The 13279-nt window shown below is 56.9% G+C and carries 9 protein-coding genes and 2 pseudogenes; 5 read left to right on the forward strand and 6 right to left on the reverse strand.

Going from position 1 to position 13279, the window contains the following annotated elements:
• Nucleotides 1–980 precede the first annotated feature (980 nt).
• From ACODR6_RS30550 to ACODR6_RS30565, 4 genes and pseudogenes are all read left to right on the forward strand, one after another.
• Nucleotides 981–1659, forward strand: a pseudogene (locus ACODR6_RS30550) (SDR family NAD(P)-dependent oxidoreductase).
• A gap of 576 nt (nucleotides 1660–2235) precedes the next feature.
• The gene (locus ACODR6_RS30555; protein WP_489026255.1) at nucleotides 2236–3141 is read left to right on the forward strand and encodes a helix-turn-helix transcriptional regulator; all 906 of its coding nucleotides are present in this window, start codon (nucleotides 2236–2238) and stop codon (nucleotides 3139–3141) included.
• Between the two features lie 86 nt (nucleotides 3142–3227).
• Nucleotides 3228–3941, forward strand: a complete 714-nt coding sequence (locus ACODR6_RS30560; protein ID WP_489026257.1) for a YbhB/YbcL family Raf kinase inhibitor-like protein — start codon at nucleotides 3228–3230, stop codon at nucleotides 3939–3941.
• 765 nt (nucleotides 3942–4706) lie between these two features.
• Nucleotides 4707–6041 carry an epoxide hydrolase gene (locus ACODR6_RS30565; RefSeq protein ID WP_130279509.1) on the forward strand — a complete coding sequence of 445 codons (1335 nt, stop codon included), beginning with the start codon at nucleotides 4707–4709 and terminating at the stop codon, nucleotides 6039–6041.
• Here ACODR6_RS30565 and ACODR6_RS30570 read toward each other — a convergent pair.
• The 6 genes from ACODR6_RS30570 to ACODR6_RS30595 all read right to left on the reverse strand — a co-directional run bounded on the left by ACODR6_RS30570 (nucleotide 6025) and on the right by ACODR6_RS30595 (nucleotide 12498).
• The gene (locus ACODR6_RS30570) at nucleotides 6025–6264 is read right to left on the reverse strand and encodes a hypothetical protein (protein ID WP_489026259.1); all 240 of its coding nucleotides are present in this window, start codon (nucleotides 6262–6264) and stop codon (nucleotides 6025–6027) included. The two genes, ACODR6_RS30565 and ACODR6_RS30570, sit on opposite strands and share 17 nt — an antisense overlap.
• Before the next feature lie 523 nt (nucleotides 6265–6787).
• Nucleotides 6788–7168 carry a response regulator gene (locus tag ACODR6_RS30575; RefSeq protein WP_148195159.1) on the reverse strand — a complete coding sequence of 127 codons (381 nt, stop codon included), beginning with the start codon at nucleotides 7166–7168 and terminating at the stop codon, nucleotides 6788–6790.
• 269 nt (nucleotides 7169–7437) lie between these two features.
• Nucleotides 7438–8511, reverse strand: a complete 1074-nt coding sequence (locus ACODR6_RS30580) for a catalase family protein (protein ID WP_489026260.1) — start codon at nucleotides 8509–8511, stop codon at nucleotides 7438–7440.
• Nucleotides 8512–8730: 219 nt separating this feature from the next.
• Entirely contained in the window at nucleotides 8731–9411 is a 681-nt protein-coding gene (locus ACODR6_RS30585) for a ChrR family anti-sigma-E factor (protein WP_130279511.1), read from the reverse strand.
• The gene (locus ACODR6_RS30590) at nucleotides 9387–9953 is read right to left on the reverse strand and encodes an RNA polymerase sigma factor (protein ID WP_165402643.1); all 567 of its coding nucleotides are present in this window, start codon (nucleotides 9951–9953) and stop codon (nucleotides 9387–9389) included. Before ACODR6_RS30590 ends, ACODR6_RS30585 begins: the two co-directional genes overlap by 25 nt.
• A gap of 409 nt (nucleotides 9954–10362) precedes the next feature.
• Complete coding sequence (locus ACODR6_RS30595) at nucleotides 10363–12498, reverse strand: histidine kinase dimerization/phosphoacceptor domain -containing protein (RefSeq protein ID WP_246777746.1); 2136 nt, start codon at nucleotides 12496–12498, stop codon at nucleotides 10363–10365.
• A gap of 315 nt (nucleotides 12499–12813) precedes the next feature.
• Between ACODR6_RS30595 and ACODR6_RS30600 the strand changes: the two are divergent.
• Nucleotides 12814–13124: pseudogene (locus ACODR6_RS30600) on the forward strand (plasmid partitioning protein RepA); the annotation flags it as partial.
• Nucleotides 13125–13279 lie beyond the last annotated feature (155 nt).

A 13279-nucleotide genomic window follows, 5' to 3' on the forward strand; every position in this document is an offset into this window, starting at 1 on the left:
GCCAGCGTCAGAAGCTCAAGCTGCCTGACCTGTGGCCTTCACCGGAGGCTTACGGGAAAACTTGGCCAGACCTTGGAGGTTCCCGAGGGCATTGGAAGCCAACGTTAGCGACGGAATGGTAAGCTGTTACGGGGAGCCCATTCACCGACGACACCTGCTCTGCCGTGTGAGTAATAGCAACGCTTTGCGCTTCGCGGTTACCCAGCGAATTCTACAAGTGGAAGCCATTGGGTGGCTGTGTCATTAACAATCATGCTGCCATCGTCGCCGATTCAACGCTTTCTGCGCCAGCGCGAGACCGAGCGCCTGACCGTTTCGCGCACCGTGCGCAAGGCCACCTTTCTCGTACATCAACGCTGAGCCGCTCGCCGTGCGCTTAATGAAGTGCGGAAGACGTAGGCGCGTTTGCTTTAGTGGAAACTAAGCCTACAAAATGTGTGAGAAGGTGTTCGGTGATTTCTGAACCGCTGGCACCTTGGTTGTAGAGCATAATGGCTCGATCACACAGAACGTTTGCTACCTCTTCTTCGAAAGGTACCGAGTAGAAGCTAAACCACTCGACAATCGCCTGAAGAAGCGGAGCTTCTGCATTCTCATTAACACTTTGCACAAGCCACCCCAATCGGTTTTCCTAAGGAACAGGTAGAGATCGCGGTCGGACAGGTTGGGTGCTCGCCTGGCGTTTCGTTGCCCGCAGCGAGAAACCGGAAAAACCGCTGCGTTCACCATCCCCGTCGCGTCCGGTTGACACAGCCGCGATCTCAGAAGATGAATGACCAGGCAGCGAAGACGTTCCGCTTTCATTTTATTTCGTACGAAAGCGCACGGTCTTCGAGGACATCTGGCCACAATACGTTCGACCTGCCGGTCGACCAATCTCACTCAGCGTCATTGAAGGATTTGCGGCGCTCCGTCTCCGGTCCCGCATGACACGGGTGACGGCGAGGGTCACCAGCATTGATATCCTTCGTCCTTCAACAATGGAGGCCACGAGTGGGTTGCTTGTAAACAAGGTAGCTATTGTCACGGGTGCATCGTCAGGTATCGGCCGCGCGGCCGCATTGCTGTTCAGCGCCGAGGGTGCGGCGGTTGTGCTTAATCGGAGAAAAACAGCAGCGCTCGGCCATGTGTTCGACAGCATTCGTGCTCTAGCAGGGACAGCTGATGCAGTTCCTGGCGACGTCGGCCTGCCGGAGACAACATGACAGGCTGGTAGCACTGGCGCATCAGTCCTTCGGACGGTTAGCCATCGCCTTCAACAACGCGGTTTTCATCGGCCCCCGAAAGCCGCTGGCCGAGGTCGACTTGACGGAATGGCAGAATACCGTCTCGACAACGCTGACGTATGCTTTCCTTTGCTAGCCGTATCTAAATTCCGGCGATGCATCAGACTGGAGGCGGCAGCATCATCTTTAAATCGAGCGTTGTTGGCACGAGCGTCGGGCTCCCCGGTGCCACTGCCAAGGCGGCCTGATGGGTCTGGTGAAGGGTATCACGGCGGATTACTGCTGCCAGGGCGTTGGGGCGGCCCGGCTGCACGCGATCAAACGGATCTCACAACCCGAGGAAATCGCAAATGCCGCCCTCTTCCTTGCCATGTCGAGCTTTGTTATGGGTTCACCGCTTTACGCGAATGGTGGGAATTCCGCAGTCAAATGACAGTGGCCGCCGAAGGATAGCCGTACCGGCGGCGTTCCTCTACATCAGACGGCCCTGGCTAATCAGGGCCTTCCTGCATAAGCAGTGCGAATTCCTCGGCAATAGGGCTACATCCGACATCACCGAACGATCTTCAGCTCCATCCAGTCCGCTGTCATCCGTTCACACTGAATTCAAGTCGCGCCGAGAAGCCGAGATATCGATGCCGCAAAGGCACAGGTCGATGTCGTGCCAATCTTTGCCAGCCGGCAAAGTTACAAACGGATTTTTGTCTCGCCATACGAGGCCATCCCGACAAGCATAGCCAACTCGCGGGGCGTCTCGTAGATTGTTGCTCCATCCACAACCGAGTTACACCCATCAGACTTCTAGAAAGACTGTACGATATGTCGGCTGACGGTTCGTGTCACGGCGGCTAAATTTCCAAGGGGCGGATGGGATGCCAACCACCAATAGGCTTCGATAATATCGGCGCGAACCTAAAATTCGTTCCGCCACAACCCACCGAACCGCTCTGAACCACCCTTTCTTCGCCCTTCGCCCGGGTGTAAATCTCTTCGGGAAGAAGGAGATGCGATGAGTGATGCAGTAGTGATTGTGCCAAGCAAGACAGCTGACGTGGGCAGGCTGCTCAAGTTTGCCAGGCAAGACACACGCATAGCCGTTGAGGGAGAAAGCCATCCTCCAGTGATCTCCGCTTTCGTCACTCGTGTACGCGAGACGCTAAACCGTCTCGTAATGCCTACGGCGGGGCTCGTCGTGCTCCTGGAAGGTACTAAGGACATTGTCTCGGGTACCGAGCACCGAATTTATCGAAGCGGCGACGCCTTCATTCTCAATGCCAACGAGCATGTCGATGTGGTCAATGAACCAGATCATAAATCCGGCTTTTATCGAGCCCTCTTCGTGCGCTTTGATCGCGCTCTGATCATAGAGGCCGCACGCTTGTGGCCACAGTTCGTGAACCAGGAGCTACGATTACGGGAGCCTCTGCTGACAGACGACCTTTGCTCCGCACTTCTCCACGCGGCCGAAGCCCTGTCTTATCAAACGCGAGTTTCCCGCAGGGTCGCAGAGCACCGCTTGCTTGAGGTGCTGCTGATACTGGCTGAGCAGGGCGCGATTTCGCTGACGCCGAAATATGTGGATGGTTCAGTGGTGGAGGCTGTGCGTCTCCTCGTTCGCCACCGCCTGCACTTCCCGTGGACCACGGCAGCAGTCTCTTCGGAATTCTCGATGTCTGAGGCCACCCTTCGCCGCCGCCTCAGCGCGGAGGGCCATTCGCTTCAGCACCTTTTGCTAGATGAGCGTATGAAAGCTGCCTTCACCATCTTGAACGACCGTGACGCATCCGTTGCCGAGGCGCTAGCGGCGACTGGCTATCAATCTCGTTCGCACTTTTCGAAGCACTTTCAGCAGCGCTTTGGTGCGACACCGTCAGAGGTACGGTTACACAGGTCACAAACGCGGCTGCCTGACTGAATCCGGCCCAAAGCTGATCGGTTCGGGTCCAGATTTTCGCAGGCGCATCGGTATCCTCACCAATAGAAACAGTGAGGATAACCACTATGCACCACTACCTGCGAACAATGAGCGCTGCCTTCATTGCAGCGTTTGCCACAACGGCGGCTGGATCATCCGACATTATCGGCCTCAAGGTCACGATTCCTGGTCTTGGCAAGGCTGGACTTTTGCCCGACAAGGCCGCCTTTTGCGCGCCGTCTACTGTCTCTGGAAACAACATCAGCCCACCAGTTACCTGGTCCGCAGGACCGGGCGGCACGCGCTCCTACGTCCTACTGATGACGGACCCCGATGTGCCGAAGGACTTCAGCCAAATCAACAAGTCCGGCGTCGTGATCCACCGCAATGATCCCCGTGTGTCGGTTTTTCATTGGGTTCTCGTAGACATTCCCGCCGATCTGCGGTCGCTTGCGGAAGGGATTGAAAGCGCGGGCCTGGTTCCGCACGGCAAACCAGTTGGCGAAACAGCGCACGGACGCAGGGGCGCTAACGTCTATTCCAGCTTTCTCGCGTCAGACGCCGAAATGGCTGGGACGTACGGTGGTTATGATGGCCCTTGCCCGCCAGTGAATGATGAGCGCCCACATCGGTACGTACTGCAAGTGTTCGCACTGGACGTACCTTCTCTCGGCCTCGGTGGTGTGTTCGACGGCGAGACAGTCACGAAGGCCATGAGGGGGCATATACTTTCTACGGGCATTGCTACTGCCACTTACTCGCTCAACCCGAGCATCACCCGGCAACAACATGGCCAGTAACAAGACGATATCGAGGAACCTGGGATGATTAAGAACGACGCTGCAGCATCAACTCTGTTTTCTCGTGACGCCGAAGGGTGCGACAGCCTGCGCCGACGGTTGATCCCCTGTTTCGATAAGTTCTACGGGACCGCCCTGGAGTTAACCAAGAATGGCAGACCTGTGCCAAGTTGACGGTGTTCGACATAGGGGCCGGGGCCGGCCTCCTCTCTGCAAAGGTCCTACAAGTCGTTCCAGGTTCAAAAGATTTGCAGTGCTCGGCGGATCATCGGCCATGCCAGAGCAAGCTCGCATTCGTCTCGGGACAAGCGTGGATCTGGAGTTCCGACATGCGGAGATGGCGGACGCAGTGCTTGGGCATGCTCGCCCCTTACTAGCCTTTGGTGCGGAGGTGACATTGACCTCAACCTGCAACATCACGGGCATTCCCGTTGGCCGCAATTTCCAACGCTCGGCTTACGTCGAGATCGGTCTGGCTCGGACCTGTTGCGCGTTCGCAGGTGGAGACAGCACGGCGAGCAACAGGATCGTCCCAGCGCATTTGGCCTGTTTGACGACGGAACTCGCGCCTAATCCAGGCCTTCGTCCATGGAGTGGACTTCAACGGCCTCAAATCTTTGAGACCTTGTACCAAATCGTATCTCAGAGCCGTGACCAACGTTCCCGATACAAGTTCGCATTTTTCAGAAACAAGCCAGATACGCCGGTTCCCTACACCCCCTCCGCCAAGTGTCGTCACCACGACATAACCCAAGGAGAGGCATCATGACTGCTATCAGAACATTGTCCCGCCGAAACTCGACAACCGGCCGTGCTTTCGCATTTGCGCTGGGCTCGATCATGCTGCTGCCGGTGGTGGCCCTGCAGGATGCAAAGGCTGCCGAGCCAATCACTACGACGTCCGCCGACAAGACATCGGACGACAGTATTCGCCCTTTCAAGATCGATGTGCCACAGTCCCAGCTCGACGACATGCGCAAGCGTATCGCCGAGACCCGTTGGCCGGACAAGGAAACCGTCGGCGACATCTCCCAGGGCATCCAGCTCGCACGCGTTCAGGAACTGGTTCGGTACTGGGGCACCGATTATGATTGGCGGAAGGCTGAAAAGGAGCTGAACGACCTTCCGGAATTCATCACCACAATTGACGGCGTCGATATCCAGTTCATCCATGTTCGCTCGCGCCATCCGAACGCCCTTCCCCTGCTCCTGACGCACGGTTGGCCCGGCTCCCAATTCGAGTTTATCAAGGCCATCGGCCCGTTGACCGATCCCACCGCGTTCGCCGGTCGGGCGGAAGATGCCTTCGATGTGGTGATTCCCTCGATCCCCGGCCACGGCTTCTCCGGAAAGCCAACGGAACTGGGCTGGGGTCCGGATCGTGTCGCCAGGGCCTGGGACGTCCTGATGAAGCGGCTCGGATACAAGAATTACGTCTCGCAGGGCGGCGACCATGGATCGGTTATTTCCGATGCTCTGGCACGCCAAGCCCCTGAAGGCCTTCGCGGCATTCACCTGAACATGCCCGCCACCGTCCCTGGCGAACTGATGAAGGGCATCAACGCAGGCGACCCCGCACCGGCCTCCCTCGCGCCCGACGAAAAGGAGGCTTACCAGTCCCTGAGCACTTTCTTTGGCAGGAACGCTGCATACGGCGCAATGATGGTCACCCGTCCGCAGACCATCGGATACTCGCTGTCTGACTCGCCGGCTGGTCTGGCGTCTTTCATCTATGAAAAATTCGCTCAGTGGAGCGATAGCGATGGGGTGCCGGAACGCGTGCTATCTCGCGACGACATGCTCAACGACATCACCCTCTATTGGCTCAACAACGTCGGCGCATCGTCGTCCCGCTTCTACTGGGAAAACAACAACAACAACTTCAGCTCCGAGACCCAGAAGACCAGGGACATTAAGGTGCCGGTTGCCATCACGGCCTTTCCCAAGGAAATTTACAAGGCACCGGAAAGTTGGAGCAAGCAGGCTTACCCGACGCTGGTCTACTACAATCAGGCCGCCAAGGGTGGACATTTCGCCGCCTGGGAACAGCCGCAGCTGTTCGCCGAAGAACTACGGGCGGCATTCAAGTCGATGCGATAAAAGCGCGGGGCAGCTCCTCAGGCTGCCCCCTTTCGACGAGGCTTGGCGGGCAATCCAGGGACTGGTGAGCGGCTGTGCGATCATAGTCATCCTTGGTCGCCATCACCGACATACGCTGGCGCCGGCCACCTTCGGGCCGCTCGATAAGGACCTCCTGACGGTGCTTCGACATATCAATCGCTACCAGCACGGCGTTTGTGGGAGTAGAAAGATATTTGGTCATGGCTTGTCGTTTCCAAAGTGTTGCCTCGACAACTTCACTTTAGAGACCTGTTGACCGGCCATGACCACCGCCGGCGGCGCGCTCCGCTACACACGGCTACGCGCGCCGCCGGCTCTGTCAGAGCAAGATTCCCGATGTGCTACGGCACGGAATTCACCTCGAATGCGATCCTCGCCTGGTCGAAGGATCACAAAGTCGACTGGCATTACATCGTGCCGGGAAAGCCAATAGCAACGCATTCCATAAGCACCAGGTAATATTTAAGCAATTTCTGCGCGTTAGGCATTAGAACATTTTACGAATGCGTTTCAGGTCAGATAGGAATGGGTTCCCATTTTCCGTATTTTCATTGTGTTTTTTCAAAATGCTGCGGACATTTTGCATGACTTCCTACAGTCTTCTTTGCGCGGGAGGAGGTGTAATGCGTCGATTAAGGGTTTGTCCCGGCGGCCGTAACGGACAACTGTTCTACCGCAACGCGATCTGAACGTCGGCTTCCCGACAAGTAGGATCGGTGCCCTTGCTAGCCCACGAGCTTATGTACCGTGCCCACGGTCATGTCCCCGACCAAAGCCGTAATGACGTCCAGGCCGTATGGCTTAGGTATGAATACGGCGTCGCCGGGGAGTTCTTCAGATTGGAGCCGATGTCCGCCCGAAGCGACGATGACGGGTACGTTCATGTGGCTCGTCGAAATCATCCTTGCGAGATCGAGACCGCTCAGGCCGCCCGGCATGTCGACGTCCGTGATGACGGCGTCGATCTTCCGTTGTCCGAGGACGGCCACGGCTTCAAGGACGTTGGCGGCCTCGACCACATCGTAGCCCTCGTCGAGAAGGGTGTCGGCGAGCATCATCCGAATCAGGAATTCATCTTCGACGATGAGAACCGTAGGTTGGTACATGGCAGTCTCCGCTCCGTGGTCACGAGAGGAACTCGCGTATCCACATTTAGATTGCCCCTCGAAGCGGAGTATTTGCCGACATGTTTAATAAAATGCGAACGGTTGGGGCGCCGTGAGCGAGGATTTCTGCTTCTTCAGAGTTGGCGGATTGCTGCTTGGCCTGAAGCCGGGGCGAGTCTGCTCACCTTGCAGCCGGTCGCGAACGTCAATCTGGCGGATGGCTGGTATCTCCGGTCTTTCGATGTGCGCGACCCGAATTAGAAATAAGCTCAACGTGGCTCGTGGATCGGACAGCGGTTGAACCCCTGCCGGAACTGGGCGGAATGTTCGTAAGGCGCCTTGCGCGCGCGATTGATGTTGCCGAGCGGCTGGTGGGCGGCCAAGCCCGTCCAGACGCTGAAGCGCATCCGCTCATCGACCTCATCGACTTTCTCGTCGCTCCAGCTATCCTGCGGCCCGGCGCTAACGATCGCGACCGTGACGAAGGGCGCATCCGTCTCGTCCCACTCGACGGTCGGGTCTTCGATCGGTTGATCTTCAATGTTGCGACAGAGCTGAACCTGAAATTCCCATTGCGCGCGAATATCTCGCATCTCCGCCTGGACCGTCTCGCGGATAGCATTTTCGCTCACGCTGGTATCGATCTCGCGGCCCATCAATTCCGTGAGGCCGACCGATACGGGCTTCAGCCGGAATTTAGCGACATAGTCGCCGTACCGAAACGGCGTAACGCTGAAATAGGTCTCGCCAAGCGGATCGACATTCGGAGCACCTCCGAGCGACTGCATGGCCGGGCTGGATATGCCGACCGCCTCAAGACCCTTATTGACCGTCTGGAGAACGCTAGAGAGTACCTCCTTTGTCCCTTCCATCCGGTCTGTTATCTTGGCGAGCATCTTCAGATTGCCGAGGAATTTTTCCGCATTCGGCGCCTGGAAAACCGGACCGTTGACCATCACGAAGTCCTGGGTCGAGCCGGCCGCATCGGAAAGCCTCGGGCCTTCGACGCCGACGACTTTCATGGCGAGTCCGCGCGGAAGTGCAATCGCGTCGGGCAGAATGTCGCCGGCATTCGTCGACATCCGCATATAGACGTCGTAGTTGCCCGAACGCGAGAAAAGGCCCTGGGCGAGTTCGGCAGGTAGGTTGTCCCTGACAATCATCTTGGCTTTAAGGATTCCGTGTGCCTTTGCATGCACGGACCGGACGGCGTGGCCATAGTCCTCAGCAGTCCGTTTCAGAATGACGTCGAAGGCGTCATTAAGACCGGAGACCACTTCCTGCTCGTTAGGGTTGATCTGTTCGAGATCCGCTGAGTAGCGCACAGGGGTGGCTGTCGTCATCACTTTGCTCCTGGGGGAAATTGCGACTTATGTGACAGAACGCCAGCCGAGTGGTCTTCGTTCCGAACCACGTGATTGCCGCCTCCAAACGGCGAAACCTTCACGGGAGACCCGCTATTGCTGAAGACAAATTGGCCAACCTGGCAATCTGTCTTCGAAATGCAGCCGCGCCTTTCGAATTGCTCCCGCCCGAACTCCAACTGGTTCGATAGAGCTAGTCTAGATACCCAAGAGGGGCTGCAGCAAGCGCAGTAGCCTGCTCGAAAACTTCAGTGGTGCGTCGGTAACCGCCAGGCAAATGCAGTCTTGTCCATGCCCGGCTCGCGGAGTGTGCAACACATCGGGATCAGCCATTTCCACATCGCCACGTCTAAACGTCGCAAATTGGTCCGAGAAACTTCCAGCAAGCACAAGAGTGAGCTCGTCGCCACGATGCGTATGCTCCGGGACCGGCAGGCCTGCAGGGATACGAAGCAGACGCACGGTTGTACTTTTATCTTCGGTTGGGACGATCATCTGCGCGGCGCCGCCCGTTCCCAGCGTCTTCCATTTAAGCCCTCCAGCGCGATCGACATACGATCGAAGCGGTTGCGGTAGCAACCTGTCACCTGCCGGCCGGCGAAGTGTCACAACGTTGGGAAACTCTTCATTTTCGATACGGCTTTTTAGGCGTGACCAGCTCTCAGCAACCGCATCATCGTCCTCAATAGGCTCTTCATTGTCCAGAAAGTGTCCGCCTATCGCCTCATAGACCCCAACGCGGCCACGGCATGAGGGACAAAGCGCAAGGTGTGTCGCAACAGCAACACTCCAGCCTTCGGACAGCCTGCCGGCGGCATAGAGCATAAGCATCTCGTCTTCGAGATGATGTCGGATTATCGGCTCTGCTGTAGTGCCCATCTTAGTTTCTCGCATGCCATTCGAATTCTTGATTTCACTGTCCCTAGCGGGATACCTAGCAATGAAGAAATCGCGGAGTGCGGCATTTCCTCGAAATATGAAAGCCGCAGGACTTCAAGGTGCTCATCCTTTAGAGACCCAAGTGCTCTGGTCAACGCCTGCGCGTCCTGAGCATTAATAATCGCTCGATCGGCCGCAATCTCCTCTTGCGGGACGAAGGCAGGATCATTCTCGTCCAACTCAGGCATCCGGCGCCTAAGAGAGTCGATATAGAGGTTGCGAGCAATCCTAAAGACCCAAGTCGATACCTGACCCCGCGCGGGATCGTACTGTTCAGCTTTACGCCATACCGCAAGCATAACCTCCTGGGCGAGCTCGTCGGCAATCACGAAATCCTTGGCGAGCCGTCGCATATGCGATCGCAACCGAGGGTAAATATGCTTATAAAGCTCCTCAAATGCTGCAGGATCGCGCGTCTGCGCCACCGCCTCCAGCAGTCTTTTCAATCTCGTCTGATCGTTTTCAGGCTCCTGGCCTTCCATGCTCTGCTTCCTCACGTGCACGCGAGGCATACGCTTTAATGCCGTTCCTGCAAACATCGTTGTTTCTCACCGGCGCTTCCCACTTGCATGTACGTGCCCAGTCACGCCTGGATCAAAATTTTGTTCGCTGTAACTATGGTTGCTGCTTTTTGTGACCGATGATCGAGTTTGTCCGGCAAGCTGCCGCATGGAAGGGCGCGAATTGTCCACCCCGATTCGGCCTTTTTACCATGCGAGGTGTCGCGAGCTCGACCGGTTGTTGAACGGACCGGCTCCAAGAAAACTTCGGATGCAAGCCCGACCTTCCCAAGTTCGACCCGGGCGCCTTCAACGCCGAGCCAAGGTGCAACCAGGACGTCCGAGGGGCACGGCTAGTTTTTAGACATCCATCGCGCCGGTTGAATGTCTGTCAAGGAGCCCTGACCGGGGCAGTCACCACAACGCGCAGCCCTGGACCATTTGGCTCCTCGTCAATGCTCCCTTGAAGGCGATCAATGATCGCAGCAAGCATGCGGGTTCCAAAGCCACTCCTCCCCTTGGGTAACTTGCCCTTCCCGCGGTCGGCGACAATGAGACGCAACGAATTCCGGTGCTGTTCAAGTTTGATCAGCAACGGCCCCGCGTCGCCGCCGTAGGCATATTTTTGTGCATTGATGACAAGTTCCGTCAACACGAGGCCAATGTTGACTGCGCGATCGGTAGAGACCAGAATGGGTGACAAATCTACATCGAGGCTTTCTGACCATTTCCTGTCCATCGTTGTGGACATGTCAGATAAGAGATTCTCGAGATAGCGTGAGAGATCGACGATTTCCAGGCTGCCGTCCTGGTAAAGCCGACGATGCACGAGAGCGACCGCATTCAAACGGTTCTGAGCCTCGTTCAAGCTGACGCGGACCTCGTCGTTAACGGTCGCACGGCCTTGCATGCCTAGAAATGCTGATACGAGTTGCAGCGAATTCTGTACTCGGTGATTGACTTCCTTCATGAGGAAGTCTTTTTGAACGAGGAGGCTTTCATTTTCCTTCAAAGTGGTTGTCAGCTCGCGATTGAGCTCGCGGAGGCGGTGGTTATTCCGATGCTCCAGCATAAGCTTGACAATGCGCGACGCAACGTCCTCTTCAGCGTGACTCCACGGCCTCGCCCTTCCCCGGACGCTCTCGGACCATTCCTCGAAGGACGCGCGCGGTGTCAGCGTTGCACCGGCTTCCAGTGGCACGTCCTTATGCGGGTTCCCGGCCCACTTTAGAACCTCCACGTGTTCGGCCCGAAACCACATGAGAATTGTCGGGACTTCCGTCGACATCGTCACCGCAAGAAGGCCGCTGGCGCGATCCCGGTATGCGATGGCCGCCTCGAAAAGGCGAGACAGACTTGCAGTTGCGATCGGCTGCGTGGCGGCCGGCACGCGCGCGTAGCTCGCGATCTCGCGCACGTCGATCGGATCCGGACAAGCTCCATAGGTAAAGAGCTCGGTTCCCTGGACCGCGGCAAATCCGTCGGCCGCGAGAAGACGGGCGATTTCCGCGCCACCGTCACTGAAGAAGTCTTCAAGTGATCGATCACTACCAAGAAGGGAGATCACTGTATCTTCCTGCGAGCGGCTTCGAATGCGCTCGCGATACTGGGCCGCCTCTTCCTTGGCGCGGATTTGCCTGGCCAGCGCGTTGGACAGCGCTTGTCCGCCCATCCTCACGGCCAACGGAATTTCGCGCGGTTCGTGATGATGGCAGGCAATCAGCCCCCAGAGAACCCCGTCCTTAATAATTGAGAAGGATGCAGAGGCAGCAACCCCCATGTTGCGCAGATACTGCAGATGGACTGGAGATACGCTTCGCAGCGTCGAATCGCTCAAATCGAGTTCGCGTAAGTCCGTTGTGATCGAGTGAATGGGCTGTGGTTCGTAAGAGACATCGGGAATAACCCTGACGCGGTTGCGAACATAAAGTGCCCTCGCTTGTCTGGGAATATCGGAAGCAGGGAAGTAATGGTTCATGAAACTCGATGAATCCTTGTCGATGCTTTCCCCGACAACCACGCCGGCATCATCGTCGACAAACTGGTAGACCATCACGCGTCCAAAACCAGTCATCTCCCGAAAGACTTGAGCGGCGGCCTTGCAGAGTTCCTCGAGTTTGCTGGTCTTCTCGAAGGCTGAGGAAGCGGCGTCCAGTTCGACCAGGAACGGCACTGCCTGTACGGTATCTCGTTCTGCTCGATCAAGTTCCACAACCAGATAGTTTCCAGACCGGTAAGCCACGGCATTGAGTGGCCCGCAAGGCGCCTCGATGCGACCGAGAACCGAAAGAGCGCCGGCGCGGAGCTTATGGGCGAGCCCCTCTAAATCTAAACCCAAAACCTCGGATAGAGATTTACCGAGCGCGGGAGACGCAAGAAACCTTTCGGGCCGTCCTGCTACGCCGATACACGTCATAGAGGCGTCGCACACCAGCATGAGGCCATGGGCTTGTATTGCCCCCGGGATGTGGATGGGCTCAAGATCGCATGCGCTGGTAAGCGCAGGATCGATGTTTTGGTTGAGCATGCACGCCTCCTGACGCATTAGGTACTGCCACGGCCGCGGCTGCTTTGCGGACTGGATATACCAAAGCTTCAGGAAATGGTCATTCAAAAAGGACATGGGGCATCACCCGTTCAGATCGTCGAAAAACGCCATCTGGGTGCGCCATCTAGATGATTGCCGATCCTGAGGCCGGACCGATCTGCGCATACCTTTCTCGGAATGTGGAGGGAGTGGGGTGGCGCAAGATAGCTTTTCCTTGTAGCCCTTCTTTTACCGGGACGCGCGACAAGCAAAATTCAAAAGCCTAAAGTGCCGAGATCAGTTCGATAAGGGAAGAAGACAATCAAGCGGGCAGGGGCGAACGTCAAGATGGACTGGCTGCGCTATCTGATCACCGGCTATGAGCCATCCGACGTGCCACAAGTCCAGATGATGGGTTTCATGCAATCGCTCCTGGCAGAGGAGATGCTCACCAGCCCGATGGTGAACACCACAGCCATCTCTGACGCCGGACTGGCAAAGCGCACACTTTATGAACTAGATCGTTCGAATTTCACACGCGAAACCTACGATCGTGCCGTCAATGTATGGATGCGGTCAATTTCGAAATCCAGGGCCTCATTCACAAAGCCTGGGGTCGGCTATGAGCGTATTGAACGGAACTGTCTACCATCGATAAGTATCCCTTATCGATGGTGATTGCTTTCGAGGCGCGCCTGCGAGCGCTGCAATTGCTCGGCTTTTTGCGTGTCGCAAATCGCTGAAGATCGCGCCGGCGCAGAGACGCGCCGGGCCGCCTCGA

It is taken from the genome of Rhizobium sp. FG96 (genome assembly GCF_057808655.1).